This window comes from Ruegeria sp. C8, from assembly GCF_056537565.1.
Genome location: NZ_JBQFRV010000009.1, coordinates 62,301 through 81,087, shown reverse-complemented (window position 1 = coordinate 81,087; position 18,787 = coordinate 62,301). Strand labels below are relative to the sequence as shown.

18 protein-coding genes and 1 riboswitch are annotated in these 18,787 nt (G+C 57.5%); of the genes, 9 read left to right on the top strand and 9 right to left on the bottom strand.

Annotated features, from left to right (window positions below):
- Positions 1 to 27: 27 nt before the first annotated feature.
- From rpsD to ACR0KL_RS13240, 7 genes are all read right to left on the bottom strand, one after another.
- The gene (gene rpsD, locus ACR0KL_RS13270; protein ID WP_170374584.1) at positions 28 to 648 is read right to left on the bottom strand and encodes a 30S ribosomal protein S4; all 621 of its coding nucleotides are present in this window, start codon (positions 646 to 648) and stop codon (positions 28 to 30) included.
- 307 nt (positions 649 to 955) lie between these two features.
- Positions 956 to 1,423 (bottom strand): hypothetical protein, encoded by a 468-nt coding sequence (locus ACR0KL_RS13265; RefSeq protein WP_480777140.1) that lies wholly within the window; start codon positions 1,421 to 1,423, stop codon positions 956 to 958.
- 261 nt (positions 1,424 to 1,684) lie between these two features.
- Positions 1,685 to 2,764 carry a hybrid-cluster NAD(P)-dependent oxidoreductase gene (locus tag ACR0KL_RS13260; protein WP_170680319.1) on the bottom strand — a complete coding sequence of 360 codons (1,080 nt, stop codon included), beginning with the start codon at positions 2,762 to 2,764 and terminating at the stop codon, positions 1,685 to 1,687.
- A 5-nt stretch (positions 2,765 to 2,769) separates the two neighbouring features.
- Positions 2,770 to 4,041, bottom strand: coding sequence for an aromatic ring-hydroxylating oxygenase subunit alpha (locus ACR0KL_RS13255; protein WP_480777139.1), 1,272 nt, complete (start codon positions 4,039 to 4,041; stop codon positions 2,770 to 2,772).
- A gap of 64 nt (positions 4,042 to 4,105) precedes the next feature.
- Positions 4,106 to 4,309, bottom strand: a riboswitch (cobalamin riboswitch).
- Between the two features lie 119 nt (positions 4,310 to 4,428).
- On the bottom strand, positions 4,429 to 4,950 hold the full coding sequence (locus tag ACR0KL_RS13250) for a GNAT family N-acetyltransferase (RefSeq protein WP_480777138.1): 522 nt from the start codon (positions 4,948 to 4,950) through the stop codon (positions 4,429 to 4,431).
- A gap of 114 nt (positions 4,951 to 5,064) precedes the next feature.
- Positions 5,065 to 6,378 (bottom strand): type I glutamate--ammonia ligase, encoded by a 1,314-nt coding sequence (locus ACR0KL_RS13245; RefSeq protein ID WP_480777137.1) that lies wholly within the window; start codon positions 6,376 to 6,378, stop codon positions 5,065 to 5,067.
- Entirely contained in the window at positions 6,375 to 7,253 is an 879-nt protein-coding gene (locus tag ACR0KL_RS13240; protein WP_480777136.1) for a MurR/RpiR family transcriptional regulator, read from the bottom strand. Before ACR0KL_RS13240 ends, ACR0KL_RS13245 begins: the two co-directional genes overlap by 4 nt.
- Positions 7,254 to 7,321: 68 nt before the next feature.
- Here ACR0KL_RS13240 and ACR0KL_RS13235 point away from each other — a divergent pair, with 68 nt between their 5' ends.
- The 8 genes from ACR0KL_RS13235 to ACR0KL_RS13200 are packed head-to-tail and all read left to right on the top strand — an operon-like array spanning position 7,322 to position 14,231.
- Entirely contained in the window at positions 7,322 to 8,095 is a 774-nt protein-coding gene (locus tag ACR0KL_RS13235) for an N-formylglutamate amidohydrolase (protein ID WP_170680314.1), read from the top strand.
- Positions 8,092 to 8,733 carry a cysteine hydrolase family protein gene (locus ACR0KL_RS13230; protein WP_170680312.1) on the top strand — a complete coding sequence of 214 codons (642 nt, stop codon included), beginning with the start codon at positions 8,092 to 8,094 and terminating at the stop codon, positions 8,731 to 8,733. The genes ACR0KL_RS13235 and ACR0KL_RS13230 overlap by 4 nt, the downstream gene beginning before the upstream one ends.
- Positions 8,726 to 9,436, top strand: a complete 711-nt coding sequence (locus ACR0KL_RS13225; protein WP_170374558.1) for an ABC transporter ATP-binding protein — start codon at positions 8,726 to 8,728, stop codon at positions 9,434 to 9,436. Before ACR0KL_RS13230 ends, ACR0KL_RS13225 begins: the two co-directional genes overlap by 8 nt.
- Before the next feature lie 29 nt (positions 9,437 to 9,465).
- Entirely contained in the window at positions 9,466 to 10,620 is a 1,155-nt protein-coding gene (locus ACR0KL_RS13220) for an ABC transporter substrate-binding protein (RefSeq protein ID WP_170680310.1), read from the top strand.
- Positions 10,621 to 10,661: 41 nt separating this feature from the next.
- Positions 10,662 to 11,366 (top strand): ABC transporter ATP-binding protein, encoded by a 705-nt coding sequence (locus ACR0KL_RS13215; protein WP_170680308.1) that lies wholly within the window; start codon positions 10,662 to 10,664, stop codon positions 11,364 to 11,366.
- 1 nt (position 11,367) lies between these two features.
- A complete protein-coding gene (locus ACR0KL_RS13210; protein WP_170643166.1) occupies positions 11,368 to 12,264 on the top strand; it encodes a branched-chain amino acid ABC transporter permease in 897 nt (298 codons plus the stop codon).
- The gene (locus ACR0KL_RS13205; RefSeq protein WP_170680306.1) at positions 12,261 to 13,289 is read left to right on the top strand and encodes a branched-chain amino acid ABC transporter permease; all 1,029 of its coding nucleotides are present in this window, start codon (positions 12,261 to 12,263) and stop codon (positions 13,287 to 13,289) included. The genes ACR0KL_RS13210 and ACR0KL_RS13205 overlap by 4 nt, the downstream gene beginning before the upstream one ends.
- A 3-nt stretch (positions 13,290 to 13,292) precedes the next feature.
- The gene (locus tag ACR0KL_RS13200; RefSeq protein ID WP_170680304.1) at positions 13,293 to 14,231 is read left to right on the top strand and encodes an acetamidase/formamidase family protein; all 939 of its coding nucleotides are present in this window, start codon (positions 13,293 to 13,295) and stop codon (positions 14,229 to 14,231) included.
- 159 nt (positions 14,232 to 14,390) lie between these two features.
- Here ACR0KL_RS13200 and ACR0KL_RS13195 read toward each other — a convergent pair whose 3' ends face one another.
- The gene (locus tag ACR0KL_RS13195) at positions 14,391 to 14,981 is read right to left on the bottom strand and encodes a TetR/AcrR family transcriptional regulator (RefSeq protein WP_170680302.1); all 591 of its coding nucleotides are present in this window, start codon (positions 14,979 to 14,981) and stop codon (positions 14,391 to 14,393) included.
- A gap of 119 nt (positions 14,982 to 15,100) precedes the next feature.
- On the opposite strand from ACR0KL_RS13195, the gene ACR0KL_RS13190 reads away from it, so the two are divergent.
- Positions 15,101 to 16,048 carry an alpha/beta hydrolase gene (locus ACR0KL_RS13190; protein ID WP_480777135.1) on the top strand — a complete coding sequence of 316 codons (948 nt, stop codon included), beginning with the start codon at positions 15,101 to 15,103 and terminating at the stop codon, positions 16,046 to 16,048.
- Between the two features lie 385 nt (positions 16,049 to 16,433).
- Here ACR0KL_RS13190 and ACR0KL_RS13185 read toward each other — a convergent pair whose 3' ends face one another.
- On the bottom strand, positions 16,434 to 18,716 hold the full coding sequence (locus tag ACR0KL_RS13185; protein WP_480777134.1) for an adenosylcobalamin-dependent ribonucleoside-diphosphate reductase: 2,283 nt from the start codon (positions 18,714 to 18,716) through the stop codon (positions 16,434 to 16,436).
- Positions 18,717 to 18,787: the final 71 nt, after the last annotated feature.

Genomic DNA, 18,787 nt, shown 5'->3' with positions numbered 1-18,787 from the left:
CTTTGTAATCTCGGGTACTAGCGAAGATTAGTTCTTCGCGTAGAATTCGACAACCAGGTTCGGTTCCATCATGACCGGGTAAGGCACATCGCTCAGGCCCGGTGCGCGTACGAAGGTCGCGGTCATTTTCGAGTGGTCGGCGTCGATGTAGTCAGGCACATCGCGCTCGGCCAGAGCAACAGCTTCCAGAACAACAGCCAGTTGCTTGGACTTGTCACGTACTTCAATTACGTCGCCTTCTTTGACACGGTAGGACGGGATGTTGACCCGCTTGCCGTTCACTTTGACGTGGCCGTGGTTCACGAACTGACGTGCAGCAAAAACAGTCGGTACGAACTTGGCGCGGTAGACAACGGCGTCCAGACGGCGCTCCAGCAGACCGATCAGGTTTTCACCGGTGTCGCCTTTTACACGCTCAGCTTCGGCGTAGATGCGACGGAATTGCTTCTCAGTCAGGTCGCCATAGTAGCCTTTCAGCTTCTGCTTGGCGCGCAGCTGCAGACCGAAGTCCGACAGTTTGCCCTTGCGGCGCTGGCCGTGCTGGCCGGGGCCATATTCACGACGGTTGACCGGGGATTTCGGACGACCCCAGATGTTTTCGCCCATCCGGCGGTCGATTTTGTACTTGGCAGACGTGCGTTTGGTCACGGCTGATCTCCTTTAAAGTGGCATTTCAGCTTGATCCGAAAACCGGTTCCCACTTTTCGGGCCGAAATAGCGTCTCCGCTCGGACCGGGCAGTTCCAGTTCAGACCAGGCGTGGTGCCGGGTTATAAAGGGCGTTGTCCTCTTGAGGTTTCCCCCATGACAGGCATCCCCTTGCGGGGGCCACCAACACCAATGAAGCCGCGCTTATATCTGCGGAACTGTCAGAGTCAACACGTCCCGACGCCCCTGCTCAAAATTCTTGAAGGGTTTTTAGGCCAACGGGTTCAGCGCCAGCTAGGTAACCAAACCTATGAAAAGAAACCCGGCGCGGATTTTCCCGGAAACGCCACCACCTGTGCAGTCGGTTGCGGTACGCTCTGCAGGTCGACACCGGCATGTGTTACTTCGCTGATCCAGAAATCCTGATCCCGAGGCGGACAGCCAGTGTTGAACACCAGGGTCGGCCATTGTTCGTCATCTGCTACGATCAAATCTGCCGCAAAGCGTCGCGCCCCATTGGTCAATGTGACCGTACCGCAATACTCGCCCGAGATATCTTGCGGGGCTGAGAACGCGTCGCGGGTGCGCACAGCGGTCGCACCCATATGTCCCAGTTGCTCAAGATTTTGCTCTGCCACTTCGCCCAACACCAGCGCCTGACCACGCCAGGACCATGCGGACCCGACCGCCAAAAAGGCCAAAGGCGCTGCCTCAAGCCCATCAAGCTCGGTTTGATTCCATGAAATGGCTACACGACCGTTACATCCGGCTCTCATATACCTGCTCGCACTTATCAACACCCCACCCAGTACTCAACCCGCTTTATCAGGGGAGATTCCGGCGGAAAAGAGACAGAATTTGAGCAATCACATGAATGTTGCCGAATAGAATCAACTATCCGTGATCGAACCTGTGCTATCCAAACTTCCCGAAGCGCGTATTGGGGCGATAAGTATCTGAGATCAATGCAAATACTTAAAATTCTGAAACCGCAGGCGGCCGCAGCCGTCCTGCAGTTTCAGCATGAGACTTCCCGTTCACACCTCAACTTCGACCTTGCCGATCGGGTTTGAACAGCATGCCAGAATGTAGCCTGCTGCGATGTCATCCTCGGAGATACCGCCGTTGTGAACCATGTGCACCTCACCCGAGGTCTTTTTGACCTTGCAGGTGCCGCAAACGCCAAACGTACAGCCCGAGGCAATGCTCAACCCGACGGCACGTGCGGCGGCCAGAACCGTATCTGTCTCGGCGACTTTAGCAGTGACACCCGAGGTCGCAAACACGATCTCGGCGGCGCTGTCATCGTCAGGAACGATATCATCCAGATCGGGCTGATCCGCTTCGGTCTCAACCGGAGCTCCAAAGCTTTCCTGATGATAGTTGTCCATGTCAAAGCCAAGACCCGACAGAGCGTCCCGAACAGCTTGCATGAACGGCTCCGGACCGCAGCAATAGACCTCACGGTCCAGATAGTCTGGGGCCATGAGGCCCAGCATCAGCTGGTTGAACTGACCCTGGTAGCCGGTCCAGGGGCTGTAACGATCCGCTTCCTCTACGACGAACTTCAGATCCAGACCCGGCGTCCGACTTGCCATCTGCTCCAACCGTTGGCGGAAGATGATCTCGGACGGGCGCTTGGCGCAATTGATGAAGACTACATCCAGATCGCGGCCTTCGTCCCACATGCAAGTTGTCATCGACATCATAGGCGTGATGCCCGACCCCGCCGAGACGAACAGATACTTGGCGGCGACGCTTTCAGCATTGGTGAACAGACCCGCCGGGCCAATTGCCCGCATCCGCATACCCGGCTTCAGATTGTCCAGCATCCAACGAGTACCGATGCTGTCCGGCTGCGCCTTGGCCGTGATCGTAATGGATCGCGGACGTGATGGGGATGACGAGATCGTATAGGTCCGATGCACAACGCCTCCCGGCTGCCCCGGTGCCGGAATCTCGAGCGTCAGGAACTGACCCGGATGGTAGGCAAACAAAGCCCCGGACGGGGCGCGGAACGTAAAGCTGGCGGTGTTTGGCGTCTCGGGCACGACCGAGACGCATTCCAGCCTCTCATCATCCTGCCAGATCGAGGCAACAGCGTTCAGGTCTTTCATCTCCGTCACTCCGCCGCCATCGTGTTGGGCGCAAAGTGACGCGCCAAAGCGCTGCAATACCAATCAGTGAATTGCAGAACACCGGATTCCTGGACCCCCGAATACGGCCCCGGCACATAGGCCGGACTGTTGATGCCCATCTGGTTGTCTTCCACCACGCGGCGATCTTCATCATTGGTGGCCATCCAGACCTCAGTCAGGCGCTTGACGTCATAATCGACCCCTTCGATCGCATCCTTGTTGACCAGCCACTTCGTGGTGACTTCGGTCTCGGTCGGGCTGACCGGAGTGACGCGGAAGACAATCGAGTGATCGGCCAGGAAGTGGTTCCATGTGCTGGGATAGTGGAACTTCAGCAACGTCCCCGCATCGGCAAAGGGCGCGCGGCCCAGAAAGCGGCGCAACGCAGATTTGCCGTCCAGAGTGTAGCTTTCCGCCCCTTCCTTAAGCGGCATCCGCGCCAGACGGTATTGCCCGTCATCATGCAGATAGAACTGCGACGGCATCCCTGCAGCCTCGCAACGGTCGAAGTGAGCTTGCATGAAGGCCGGGGCTTCACCCCCTTCAATACCGGTTACCGAGGGATCATCAGGGAAGGTCCGGCACAGCGAAGGGTGGTTGCCGCCGCAGTGATAGCACTCGCGGTTGTTTTCCCAAACAAGCTTCCAGTTGCCCTTTTCGATGATCGTGCTTTCAAAGGCGACCTTGGCGTTGTTCAAATCATGCGGCTCCAGATAGGGCCGTGCTTTATTGGCGAAGGTGTCGAAATCGGGGGCTACATCTGCAAGACAGATATAGACCAGCCCGGCCAGTTCCCTGCAGTGGACGGTTTTCAGCCCGTGTTGTTTGGGGTCGAAATCAGGCCCCATATCACGCGCCCACAGCAATGAGCCGTCAAGCTCATAGGTCCACTGGTGATAGGGGCAGACCAGTTTGGGCGAGTTCCCCTTGGCCGCTTTGCAGATGATCGACCCGCGATGGCGGCAGGTGTTGTGGAAGGCCCGGATCTGATTGTCCGCACCGCGCACGATGATCACGCGGTATGCGCCCACAGTGTAGGTTACATAGTCGCCTGTTTTCACCAGTTCACATGCCGGAATGGCAAATAGCCAGTCGCGGTAGTGGATGGCCTCAAGATCGGCCTGAAATACATCTGGATCTGTATAGAATGCCTGTTCAAGGGCATAGGCCGGGTTTCGACGCGCCAACAGGCTTTGAACGTTGCTCACTTCTGGCTCTCCTGCCGCGCCCCGCGGCTTAGCTTGGGCAGATGACATCAGAGGCCAGTCCGGAGCCGTGCGAGGATCACGTCCGAAACTTGTGCCCCCACCGCCACCCGCGGTTTGACATATATGCAAGGCTGGTTTCCGGACTTGAAAGGGGCTTACGCCCGGTTTCGACACCTTCCCGGGATCCTCGTCCCAGTGGTTACCTGTCGAACCTGACCTTTCTTACCGTTGCGGGGGCAGCGCCGGAATTGCACCGGCTTCCCAATTCTCTGCCGCCCGAGAATCAGACAGCAGCACCTCACACGCGCAACCTACGCGGGGATGAATTCGCGGCTGAAAGCCTTGCGACATTTCCAGAAACAAAACAGACATGCCCAGCAGAAATGGAAACCTGAAACAGGGCTACAGCTTGAGGCAAGAACAAAAAAACGGAATTCACCCGTGTTGTGATGTGTCCCACAAATGCGCGTGCATGAAGGGCGCAATCGCAAGTGTTTTACCCCCCAGCTTTTCAACCGATCCTGCAATGAGCTCAAGCACCATCCATGCCTCTGGGATCGTCAGAAGGTTCGGATATGGCGTCTCTTTGTCGGTCGGAACAAACCCGAATAAGGGGTAGAATGTCGGCACGCCCAACACAAAGACCGCGTCTGTTCCAATGGACCTCAAGTGGTTGATGCTGGTCTCCATCATCTCTCTGCCAATTCCGAGACCTTGATGTTCTGGCGAGACACCGAAGGGCGCCAGAAGATAGCATTTAACGTCCGGGTGATCCTGGAAGACAAACGGGGTGAACATGACATTGCCCGCGATCTGCCCGTCACGCCTCACACTGATAGAAATCGTTTCCGGATGCTCAAGGAGATCTTCGGCGAGTTGAGCGATTTCGTTACCTTCTGCTTCGCCAAAAGCCAGCCTATGCACATTCAAGATGGCATCGGTTTCTGAACGTTTCATTATCCATCCCTATCCTGAGCTAGACAGCCTGCGCCGCGACATACTGCGCGAGATTACCCGACCGACGCACCAGAGGTTGCATTGGGCGAGCTTCGGCAAGACCAGCCGCCCAGGTCAATATGTTTCTTCGTACAATCGGCAGCGTGCGTCTGTGTCCAGATGTGCGGTTGTCGCGATCTCAGATTGTTTGTGGGCTTGGTACACCTCGGCGAAGCCCTCGGGGAACCAGCGGGTCACGACTGAGTTGTTTACGAACCGGTCGAGCGCATCTTCCAAAGTCTGAGGCAAGCGCACCAGCCCCCTTTGGTTCAGTTCTGCGACGTCCAACAGCGAAAGATCTTCCTCGGTTGGAATTGGCGCGGGTAGCCCCTCTTCGATCCCTTGTGTCCCGGCCATGACAACCGCCGCAAGCGCCAGATAAGGCGAAGCTGCAGCATCCGCCGCACGGTATTCGACATTGAACTGCCGCGCGATCGAGGTCGGGTCTTTTGCGGTTACCGGACAAATCCGCAAGGAAGCCTCGCGATCACGGAAACCCAGATTGTTGAAAGCCGCAGACCAACGATGCGGTGTCAGGCGTTCATACGAAATCACCGAAGGCGCAGTCAGAGCCAGGATCGCATCAAGATATTTCAGAACTCCGGCGGCGAAAGCGCTCGTCAGGTCCGACATGCCGCAGGGCCCGTCTTCGTTGTAGGTAAGCGGCGTTCCCTGATCATCCACAAGGCTCATGTGGATATGGACTCCATTCCCAACGCTCGCGACATCGCGAATAGGGGTATAGGTGGCCCGCTCGCCATAGGCCTGCGCAGTCGCATAGGTTAGTTCGCGCACCATGATCGCCGCGTCCGCGGCGCGAACACCCAGCTCGGGGCCGATGACGACCTCATATTGGTTTGGGCCATATTCCTTCATGATCGAATCCGGCTTCAGACCGACCTGAGAAATCGTGTTGATCAAGGTCTCGCACAGATCACGCTGCAGGCCAAAGCCCCGGTAGCCATAAGCTTCGTTGGCCTGGCTTGGCGGATCTTTCAGCTGGAACTCATGCTCAAAGGCGGCCAGCAAATTTGCTCCTGAGACTTCGTGCAGCCGCTCCAGCGCCGCCCTCAACAAACTGCGCGTGCAGAAGTCCCAAGGGTCTCCGACCAGAGTGACGATATCGCCCATAAGAAAGTGCAGGCCGGAGTCTTCGCCGAACTCGACCTTTGCCTCGGCCGTGGCGTCCGGGATCAGAAGAAGATCGCCCAGCGCGCCAAACGGGCTTTCGGCAATTCCGTCAAAGCAGTTGATCTGAACATTCGTGGGTGTCCACCCGACCCCACGCTGCAACCGCTTGTTCAGTTGATCCGCCGGAAAGGCCTTGCCTCGCAATTTCCCGGCAAGGTCAGAGGTGGCGACAAACATCAAGGGGGTTTTTGGCATCATGGGTTGGGGTCCTGATTGTGGGATCGCATGGCATCCCAGGCTTCGATGCGGGATTTCGTCTGGTCCCAGTTGTCTTCGGCAATACGCGTCACCAGCGCCTCGGTGACGGCAAGGGCCGCTGTGTACGTATCCCAGAGCGTGCCGCTTTCGATCGGAACTGGCAAGATTTCCGCCGCATGGCGGGATATGGGAGACAACCATTTGTCTGTCATGAGGACAACACGAACTCCTCGGTCCTGCACGGATGTCGCGGCCAATCGCGCCAGCGCAGGTTGGTAGCGGCGAAAATCGACGAGAAACAGGATATCGGCAGGCTTCATCCGCAGCAGGTATTCCGGCCAGATCTCATTGTTGGCCGGAAGATGATACACGCCGCTGCGGGTTTGGCGCAGGTGAAAAGACAGGTGCTGCGCGATGGTATCACTGATCCGACCGCCCAAAATATAGACATCGCTTTTAGGCTGGCTCAGTACCGAGCATATGCGCTGAAACTGCGCCTCGGTGATGCCTTCTGCCGACAGCGCCATCTGGGACGAGGCGCGCGCGATGAAATCACGTAAGAACCCTCCATCAACACTGCGCCCTTCCCCGTGCAGATCGGTGGGCGAGCGTTGGCCTTCTTTCAATTCCGACAAGAGAGCACGTTGGAATTCCTGATAGCCGCCCAGTCCGATCTTGGTGACAAACCGAGAGATCGACGGGGCCGAGACCTCGGCCCGGCGCGCGAGTTCCTGAATCGTGACCAGACCCGCATAGGGGTAGTCGCTGAGCAAGGCAGCGGCCAGCTTGCGCTCGCTCGCCGTCATGTTTTCCGCCTTCGCTTCAATTCTCTGCCTAACCAGCAAGCGGCACCTCCTAATCTGAATGGATCGCATGGAATAAAAATTTCAGTCAATCTATTTTTTATTGACTCTGAAAAAACTTGTTCTCTAACGTGGGCCACATGAATACATCAACCGCAACCCAAGAATTGCTGGTCGCCGGGGATCCCGCCCCGGTGGAATGGGTGAATCGTGACAGTGATGCAAAGATCGCGCTGCTCTGCGAACACGCCGGGCGCGCGATCCCGCAAAAGCTCGGTGATCTTGGTGTCTCGGAAGAGGTGCAGGCCAGCCATCGCGGTTGGGACATCGGGGCCGAGGCCGTGGCCCGGCAATTGGCTGACCTCCTACGGGCTCCTTTGGTCTTGCAGCGCTATTCCCGCCTTGTGATTGATTGCAACCGCCCGATCGAAGCCCCAGATTCGATTCCGCCAAACAGCTTTGGAGAGCAGATCCCAGCCAATCTGAACTTGACCGCTGCGGATCGCGCTGTACGCCAGCGCGAGATTATGGCCCCACTGAACGGTGCCATTGAAGATATGCTGGACCGGGCACCGCGCGTGCTTGCGGTGTCGATCCATTCCTTCGCCGCACAGGTCGATGGTGAGGCGCGGCCTTGGCACGCCGGATTTCTAACCCGCGTTGACCCGACCACGGGGCAGGCCGCTATCGACCATATCTCGGCCCTGCGTCCCGATCTGCATATGGCGTTGAACCAGCCCTATCAGATCGACAGTGAAAGCGACTGGTTCATACCGCGTTTCGCCGAACCGCGTGGACTGGCACATTCGCTGGTCGAGATCCGCAATGACCTGATCCGCGATGCAAAAGGCGTTGAGGATTGGGCGCATCTTCTCGCCGAGGCCTTTACCCGGATATTGGAGACCAAGACGTGAGTTTGACCCGAAATGTTCCACTTATCCCATCGCAATCCGCGCTGTTGTTCATCGACGTGCAGAACTATTCGGCACACCGGGAAGGAGCCGAATTCAAAGAACTGCCTGAGGCCGAATTCAATGAGAAATACGGCTGGTTTTTCGATCAGCTGGACACCCGCGTGATCCCGAACATGCAGGCCATACAGGCCGCCTGCCGCACTGCCGGCGTCGAGGTCATGTACACCAATATCGAAAGCCTGACGCTCGACGGGCGGGACCGGTCACTGGACTACAAGATAACGGGTTTTCATGTTCCCAAGGGCAGCTGGGACGGAAAGGTCATTGACCAGATCGCGCCCCAAGGCGATGAGATCGTGCTGCCGAAGACGTCCTCTTCAGTGTTTGTGTCCACGCATGTTGACTACATCCTGCGCAATCTTGGCGTTCGTCAGGTCGTTTTGTCCGGCCTTTTGACGGATCAATGCGTCGAAAGCGCCATCCGGGACGCATGTGATCTGGGCTACCTTGTCACTCAGGTCGAAGATGCCTGCCTGACTCATACGCAGGACCGGCACGACAATTCTCTGCGCGCGATCAAAGGCTATTGCCGACAGGTCACCACAAAAGAACTGGTCGAGGAATTGGCCGGTGCTTGATCTGAACGGCATCACCAAGACCTTTGGCGGGGTCCACGCCGTCGAGGATGTGACCATGTCCGTCGCACCGGGCGAGGTGCGCGGTCTGATCGGCCCCAATGGCGCAGGCAAGACGACGCTGGTCAACCTGATCTCTGGCCTGCTGACCCACTCGGCAGGCAGCCTTTCGCTGGATGGCGAGCCACTGGACAACCTGCGCGCCCACGAACGCGCGGCGCGCGGTGTGGCGCGGACGTTCCAGAACCTGCGGGTCTTTCCAAGCCTCAGCGTCGCGCAAAACATCGACGTCGCCCGCTATTCTGGCCGCGGCGCCGAAATCGTCGACGCCGCGATCCCCGAGTTCGGCCTGTCGGACAAGCTCAACCACAATGCCGGGTCGTTGGCATATGGGCAGCTTCGGCGGCTGGAGATCGTTCGCGCGCTGGCCCTGAACCCGCGTGTCCTGATGCTGGACGAACCCGCCGCGGGGATGAACGAACAGGAAACGGACGCTCTGGGCCGGTCACTGACATGGGTGCGGACACATTCGGACTGCGCGATTTTGGTGATCGACCACGATCTTAAATTCATCATGTCGCTCTGCGACAAGATCACTGTTTTGAACATGGGTGCCATCATTGCCGAAGGCGCACCCGAAGAAATAACCAAGAACCAAGAGGTTATCGACGCTTATCTTGGCGAAACCGATGAACGTGCCGCGTGACGCAGGCGGCTTTCAACAGGAGAACAAGTATGAAGAAGTTGACCCTTACGACTCTGACCGCCATGAGCCTCGCCCTACCCGCGGTCGCTGAAGATACAATTAAGATCGGGCTGGGCGTACCGATGACGGGTGATCTGGCCATCTATTCCGAATACCTGGGCGCGCGCTGTATGGCCGATATGATCAACGCCGACGGCGGTGCTGGCGGCAAGAAGATCGAAGTTCTGGTTCAGGATTCCGCAGGTGATACGCAGGCGGCGATCTCGTTGGCGCAAAAGTTTCTGGACGAAGGCGTTGTGATGCTGGGGACCACGCCGTTCTCTGACACGATGATCCCGGTTGCTCAGATCGCCCAACCTTACGGCGTTTCCATCTTCCAGCCACAATCCACGCAGGTCGAGATGCATGCGGGCATCGTGGACAACTTCTTTACCGGCGTCTCGCCTGACCCGTTCACGGCAACGGCAGCTGCCAACCACGCGCTTAGCGAAGGGGTCAAGAATGTGGTTCTGTTGACCTCAGACGAAGGCGGGTCGTGGTCCGCGCGTACCCCGCTTTGGTTCGGTCAAGTGATCGAGGAAGGCGGCGGCAAGGTGCTGGCCAAGATGAATTTCAGCTTTGGCACATCGGACTGGTCACCTCAGATCGCCGACATGAAAGCACTGGGTGAAGAGATCGACGCCGTTTATATTTCTTCGATCATGCCCGATATCGGTGTGTTGGTCCGACAGCTACGCAGCGCAGGTATTGACGCGTGGGTGGTCGGCTCGGATGGGTTTGACGATCCATCCCTGGATGCTGTCGCAGCTGATGATCCTGCAATCCTCGACAAGGTGTTCTTTGCCACACTGGCCCCCAGCCATGACGAAAGCGCCGTGGTTAAGTTCATGGCGGACTGCAAGGAATTGGGCCACGATGTGCCCGGCCTGTTCCCGGCCACCGGCGCTGATACGGTCAAGGCCGTTGCCTGGGCGGTCGAAACCTCTGGCAGCAGCGATCCGGCGGTGATTGCAGAGACAATCCGTACAGCCGACTCGATCCCAGTGCTGACAGTCGACAGCATTTCGTTCAAAGACACGAAAACCTACGCCCAGCGCACAATCCCTGTGATTGGCTATAAAGATGGCAAGCGGGTTCTGATCTCGAACGAAATTCCCGAAAACACACCGAAAGACTGGAACTGAGCCAAAAGACGGGGGCGGTTCCAGCCCCCGTTTCCAATCCCATGCTGAATGTTGAAAACCTAATAGTTTCTCACGGTCCGATCGAGGCCGTGCACGGCATCTCTTTCGCCGTGGACAAGGGCCGCTGTGTGTCCTTGCTGGGCCCCAATGGCGCGGGCAAGACCTCGACTATCTCGGCACTGATGGGTGTGGTCAAGTCCTCGGGCCGGATCACCTTTGACGGTGCCGATATCTCTGCGTTGCCTGTGGAAGCCCGCGTACAGGCGGGTATGTCCGTGGCCCCCGAAGGACGCCGCATCTTCTCGAACCTGAGCGTCGAAGAAAATCTGGTTCTGGGCGGTGCCACGCGATCTGACCGCGCGGCCAAAGACGCCGACATCGCCCACTGGCTTGAGACCTTTCCGATCCTTGGCGAACGCAGAGACCAACCCGCAGGCACCTTGTCGGGCGGAGAGCAGCAGATGCTGGCCATTTCCCGCGCCTTGATGACTCGCCCCAAGATCCTGCTACTGGATGAACCTAGCCTGGGTCTGGCCCCCAAGATCGTAGGCCAGATTTTCAAGATGATCGAACAGCTGAAGGCGCAGGGAATGACGATCATGCTGGTAGAACAGAACGCAACGCAGGCGCTTCGCCTGTCGGACTACGCCTACCTTCTGAATAACGGGCGGATCGTGGCCGAGGGCACCAAGGAAACGCTGGGCCAAAGCAGCGCGCTTATGGCGGAACTGACGGGGATCGCCTGACATGGAATATGTGGCCCAGCAGATGATGAACGCGCTCGCCTTTGGTGCGGAATATGCGCTGATTGCACTCGGCCTGGCGATTGTCTTTTCGATCATGGGGCTGGTGAACTTTGCCCATGGTGAGGTGATCGCGGTCGGTGGCTACACGATGGTGGCCTTTGCTGCACTGGCGCTGAACAACCCCTTTATCGTTATAGGCGGAGCTATCGCCGCTGCGATCCTGATGTCCTTGTTGCTGGAACGAGTGGCGTTCCGACCCGTGCGATACGCAGATCCAACAACGGGTCTGCTGACCGCCTTTGGTGTCTCAATCATTTTGCAGAACGTGTTCTTGCTTGCGGTCTCACCACGCCCCGTGGCTGTGACGTCGCTGTATTTCCTCGACTGGCCAGTGCAGCTTTTCGGCGTTCAGGTATCCTCCCTTCAGGTGTTCGAGGCGGTGACGACTGTGCTGGTGATCGTCGGACTGATGCTGTTTCTCAAACGCACAACACTGGGTCTGGCCATGCGCGCCGCCTCGCTGGATTTTGAGATGGTCCGGATGGTTGGCGTCAAATCCAACAGAGTGTTTGCAGTGGCCTTCATGGTGTCGGGCCTTCTAGCCGGGCTAGCTTGTATCTTCATCATGGCGCGGCGCGGGTCTGTTGATCCGCACCTAGGGTTCAACCCGGTCCTCAAGGCCTTTGTGGCCTGCGTCGTCGGAGGGTTCGGCAGCCTGCCCGGAGCCGTGCTGGGCGGCTTCCTTCTCGGCGCCATCGAGGTCGCGATGCTGGTCCTTCTGCCGCAGGAATATGGCGGCATGAAAGACGCCTTTGTCTTTGGAATCATAGCCCTTGTTCTGGTTTGGAGGCCGGATGGCATCCTGTCACCCCCGACTGAGAAGGGGGACAAGATATGATCCTGAACCCTAGTCAGAGACGCGGGCTGGTGGGCGCTGCGATCCTGGCCGCCGTATTGATCGCGATTGGGCTGATCGTGACCTATTTCGGCTCTCGCTATCAGCTTCGGCTGGTCTACAGCGCCTACGTGAACCTACTGGTTGTTCTGGCCATGCAGATATTCATGGGCAATGCGCGCCTGACCAACCTCAGCCACAGTGCCTTTATGGGGATCGGTGCCTATGTGGCCGCGATCTGCGTGACGCCGGTAACGGTCAAATCCATCTCTCTTCCGGATGCGCCTTGGGGGTTGAATGCCTTTTCGCTGGATCCGGTCAGTTCGGCCCTGCTTGCCATTGTGATCACCGCCGTTCTGGCCCTGATCGTTGGGCTGTTTGTCGTGCGCCTGACGGGATCTGGCGTGACCATCTTTTCCCTTGCCGTCCTAGTCATCGTGCACTCGGTATTCCTGTACCGCACCGACATTTTCAAAGGAAACCAAGCGTTTTTCGGCATTCCGCAGGTGTTTTCACTGACGTCAATCGTGATCTTGTCCGTGTTCGTTGTCTTCGTAGTGCGCCTGTTTCGCGAAAGCCGTTGGGGCATCCAACTACGCGCCTGCGCCGATGATGAGGTCGGAGCCGCCGCAATGGGCGTGAATATTCGCCGGTTACGCCTGATTGCCTGGGTCCTGTCAGCCATCCTGCTTGCGGTCGCCGGGATTGCTTACGCCTATTTCCTTGGCACGATCAGCGCACGGCCCTTCTATTTCAACCACGTCTTTCTGACACTCGCCATGCTGATCCTTGGGGGAATGCGGACAGTCACAGGTGCGGTTCTGGGCACGCTTCTGATCTCGTTCGGGTTGGAATGCGTGCGATGGCTGGAAACCGGCCCGGTCTTGCTGGGCATCGACCTGCCCGAAGTGCTCGGCTTGTCGGGTATTGCACTGGGAACTGTCATCGTACTGACTATGGCCCTGCGTCCCGGAGGTATCATGGGTGATCAAGAAATCGAAGACCTGGTTCTGAAAAAACAGGAGTAAGTCATGGGTTGCAACCACACTATTCACAAACACAACCACCATTTCGGCTGGGACAACTCCATCGAACCCGTCCTGAGCGTCGACCCCGGCGAGACCGTCGAGGTCGAAACCATCGACAGCTCGGGCGGGCAGTTGAACGCCTCCTCGACCGTGGCTGACCTGGGTGCGCTGTCCTTTGACGCGGTCAATCCGGTCACAGGACCGATCCACATCAAAGGGGCCGAGCCCGGTGATACCGTTGCCGTGACCTTTCTTGATTTCAAACCTTCGGGCTGGGGTTGGACCGCCAACATCCCCGGGTTTGGCCTGCTGACCGATCAGTTTCCCGACGCAGCCCTGCATATCTGGAACTATGACGCCAACGCGATGACCCCTGCCCTGTTCGGCCCCGGCGGGAAGGTACCGCTGAAGCCGTTCGTCGGCACAATCGGGCTGGCGCTGGCCGAGCCGGGTCTGCATTCCGTCGTGCCTCCACGCCGAGTTGGGGGCAACCTGGACATCCGCGACAATTGCGTAGGGACAACGCTTTACCTCCCGGTTGAAGTAGCGGGCGGGATGCTGTCTCTGGGGGACACCCATGCGGCGCAAGGCGATGGCGAGATTTGCGGCACAGCCATCGAAAGCCCTATGGACGTGGCCATCAAAATCGACCTTCTCAAAGGCGAGAACTTGCCCTATCCCCGGTTTGAAACCGACGGTCCCGTCACCCGCCATTTCGATACCTCCGGCTACAAGGCGACGACAGGCATCGGTGAGGATCTCATGCAGGCCGCCCGCGATGCGGTGGCGGGCATGGTCGACTGGATCTCGGCCACGACGGGGATGTCCGCGCTTGATGCCTACATGCTCTGCTCGGTCTGCGGCGATCTGCGCATCAGTGAGATCGTGGATATCCCAAACTGGACGGTCTCATTCTACTTTCCAAAGACAGTTCTGGACTGAAGAACGCTGCAACTTCTGAATACCGGAGGTATGCGATCGATGTCGGAAGCCGTCAGCCGTTTAAAGAAGGTCCGCGCATAAGCGATCTTTTCGGTGGGTGACCTTCGGCTTCGATTGTTTGCCATCGTGACGACCAGCACTTAGCGCTTCACCAGCGGTTCACTTGCCCATTTTGTAGTGCGCCATAAACATGGCGATGCAATCGTCCATTACGCCATTGGGGATCGGGTTCTCGCCCAGGAAAAACTCCGGCCAGAAGAAGAAGTTTTTGACAAGCCCCAAGAGCTGGTTGGTCGCGAAGACCGGATCGGCTTTTCGGATTACGCCCGCGTCCATGGCTTCACCGATCAACTGCGTCATTGGGTAGTCGTGCGCTTCTGTCTCCGTGAAGAATTTCCGAGAACGATCGAGGTCGCGGATCAGCTCTGAAAGGACCATGCGGTTTAGACCAATTGCTGTCTCTTCCGTTATGATCGAGATGTACCCCCAAAGAGCGTCTTTCAGCTGCTCAACGAAGTCACGACTTGGGTCATAGGCAACCGGCTGCATACTCCGGTTCTGCTCCAACATGATTTCTGAGATTGCTTCGAAGAGGGCCTCTTTGCTTTCGAAGTGGTTGTAGAGCGTGCGGCTCGAAACATTTGCTTTTTGGGCGATTGAGGTCGTCCTAGCCCCTAGAAATCCTTGTTCCCGAAACTCATCGATTGCTGCATCGATGATATCTTTTCTTTTCTTTTCAGTACGTTTCACGGATTTCGCCTCAAAAAGTAAAAAATTGCGTTTACAAAATTCACCTCCTCAACATAAGTAAACAAAGCGATTTACTTTAGCAAGGTGCAATCCTGCTCGACCTCGAAAGGACCCAAACCATGACCCCCCAAACTTTCATCGCTGGCAAAAACGCAGTGACCTTTAAATCTTTTGGCGTGGATTTGGCCGGTGATCTCTACCTGCCCGAAGGTTTTGATGAGACCAAAACCTACAAGGCCATCGTGGGAGCCAGCCCGTTCCCGCAGGTTAAGGATCAAATACCAGCGACCTACGGCCCCGAAATGGCGGCACGCGGCTTCATCTATCTCGGCTTCGACTATCTGGGCATGGGCGATAGCCCCGCACTGCCCGGCGAATTCAAACAATCGCGCTACAATTTCCGCCTGATCGAAAACACCTGGGACGCGGTTTCGTACCTGGGTACGCTACCCTTCGTCGAAGAAATCTATGGCCTTGGCGTCTGTCAGGGCGGTCAGACCATCGCATCGGCAGCGGTGACAGACCACCGTATCAAGAAAATCGCCATGGTGTCGGGTATGATGGCCTCGGACGCGTTCCAGTGGACCGATCGCGATATGGCCAATCAGATGATCGACGCAGCAAATGCCTCGATGCAGAAGCAATATGAAACCGGCGAGCCAGACTACGTTGCACCGTTCGGCTTGAACGACGAAATGTCTCGTGAAGAGTTCACGGAAGCGGCCGCCTACCCAGACATGGCTGGCGAAACCTATGACTATTACGGCCGTGATGGTGCTAAGGGGCCGGTTGCAGTTCCCAACTATACCAACATGCACATTGCTGATCAGGCAATGCAGTCTTTGTTCTCAATTTGTGAAGCCTATGCAGACAAAATCGTGCAGCCGTCGCTGACCATCTACGGCACAAATGCCTCCACAGCGATCTGCTCGACCGCATTTGTCGAAAAACTGACCAATGACCACAAAGAGTTGGCATTCGATGAATTCAGCCACGTAGACTTTTACTATAAGCCCGAGGCCGTGAAAGCGTCGACCGATGCAGTGGCAGAGTTCTTCAACAATTGACGCGATGGAGTGCTTCGTTTGATTTGGTCCACCGTTCTGTTTGAGAAACGGTGGACCGCGAATGTCGAACAAGAGACACAAGCAAGAGGAAATAGTTCAGAAGCTGCCGCAAGTTGACGTGCTAGTCCGTCAGGGAATGATGCCTACAGATGCGATCCGAGCAGCTGGCCAATGTTCTGTTGTTGGTACAAAACTCGCGAGATTTCGGTGTGTACTTCCCAACTCGCACATAAAGGTCTCGGCGATCAAAGACCCGGCGCCATTTCTTCCCTAGAAACCCAAGAGTTTCGGATTGTGGGCGCAAATGACCTTGCGTATGGGCGACAATACTGACGAGATGGGTTCTTATTGCCTTGCGGTTCACAACGGGTTTCGCGCCCTCACCTCAGCCACATTTCGAGTGACCGCAGCTTCTGCACGTCATGCAGCCTTCGATCATCACCATGTCATACTGCCCACATGACGGGCATGCTTTGCCCCGTGGTGCATCCATGTTGACGACCTGCGCCTGAGGGTCGGACTTTAGCCCCATCCCCTCTCCCTCGAGAAAGCCGATATTGACCATGTGCTGCTCGATCACCCCGCCAATCGCTGCCAAGATCGACGGGATATATTTGCCCTTCACCCAGGCACCCCCGCGCGGGTCGAACACGGCCTTGAGCTCTTCGACCACGAACGAAACATCCCCGCCTCGCCGGAACACGGCCGAGATCATACGGGTCAGCGCCAGTGTCCAGGCGTAATGCTCCATGTTCTTCGAATTGATGAACACCTCGAACGGACGGCGGCGGCCCCCGATGACAATATCGTTGATCGTCAGATAGATCGCATGCTCACTGTCGGGCCATTTCAACTTGTAGGTCGACCCCTCCAGCGACTGCGGGCGGTCCAGCGGCTCGGACATGTAGACGACGTCGCCGCCATCGACCTCATGCGGGGCGGCGGCGCTTTCGCCCGGTGCGGTATCCGCACTCTCGGAAACGGTAAGGACCGATCCGGTCACGTCATTGGGGCGATAGGTGGTGCAGCCTTTGCACCCCTGATCCCAGGCCTGCATGTAGACATCTTTGAACGCGTCAAAACTGATGTCCTCAGGGCAGTTGATCGTTTTCGAAATCGAACTGTCGATCCATTTCTGTGCTGCGGCCTGCATCTTGACGTGATCCGACGGGGACAGCGTCTGCGCATTCACGAAAAACTCCGGCAGGTCCTTGTCGCCAAACTTGTCGCGCCACATCTGCACGGCATAGTCCACGACTTCTTCTTCGGTACGCGAGCCATCCTTCTGCAACACCTTACGCGTGTAGGCGTAGGCAAAAACCGGCTCGATCCCCGACGACACGTTCCCAGCATAGAGAGAGATCGTGCCCGTCGGCGCGATCGAGGTCAGCAAAGCGTTACGGATCCCATGCGCGCGGATTTCATCGCGCACATCGTCATCCATCTGCTGCATCGTACCGCTGGCGAGGAACTTCTCGGCATCGAACAAGGGAAACGCCCCCTTCTCCTTCGCCAACTGCACCGAGGCCAGATACGCGGCGCGGGCGATCGCGTGCAACCAGCGCTCGGTCTGACGCGCCGCCTCGTCAGAGCCATAGCGCAGGCCCAACATCAACAGCGCATCTGCCAGACCTGTCACACCCAGCCCGATGCGGCGCTTAGCCTGCGCCTCAGCCTCCTGCTCGGGCAGAGGGAATTTTGACGCGTCCACCACATTGTCCATCATGCGCACAGCAGTGGAGACCAACTCTTTCAAAGCATCCTCGTCCAGATGCGCGGCGTCATCGAAAGGCTCGGCCACCAACCGGGCCAGATTGATCGACCCCAACAGGCATGCGCCATAAGGCGGCAGAGGTTGCTCGCCACAGGGGTTAGTCGCGGCAATCGTTTCGACATAGCTCAGGTTGTTGGCCGCGTTGATGCGGTCGATGAAGATCACGCCCGGCTCGGCATAGTCATAGGTCGCCTGCATGATCTTGTTCCACAGGTCCCGCGCTTGAACGGTGTGATAGACCTTGCCACCGAACACCAGCTCCCACGGGCCGTCGGCCTTGACGGCCTCCATGAACGGGTCAGTAACCAGCACCGACATGTTAAACATGCGCAGACGCGCCGGGTCAGACTTGGCAGTGATGAACTGTTCGATATCCGGGTGATCGCAGCGCATCGTCGCCATCATCGCGCCCCTGCGCGAGCCTGCGGACATGATCGTGCGGCACATTGCGTCCCAGACATCCATGAACGACAAAGGCCCCGATGCATCCGCAGCGACCCCTTTCACATCCGCCCCGCGGGGACGGATGGTCGAGAAATCATAGCCGATCCCCCCACCCTGCTGCATGGTCAGCGCGGCCTCTTTCAGCATATCGAAAATGCCGCCCATGCTGTCGGGCACGGTGCCCATGACGAAGCAGTTGAACAGGGTCACCTGCCGCGCGGTGCCCGCGCCTGCGGTGATGCGTCCAGCGGGCAGGTATTTGAAATCCTCCAGCGCGACGTAGAACTTTTCTTCCCAATGCGTCGGGTCAGCCTCAACCCGCGCCAGATCGCGCGCGATACGTCTCCAGCTGTCCTCGACCGTCTGGTCGATGGGCGTGCCATCCGCCTGTTTAAAGCGGTATTTCATGTCCCAGATCTGCTCGGCGATGGGGGCGGCAAAGCGGCTCATTGGTGATTCCTATTCAGCTGCGAGGCATACAAGATAGACCAAATTGGTCACCTAGCGCTACTATGACTTGA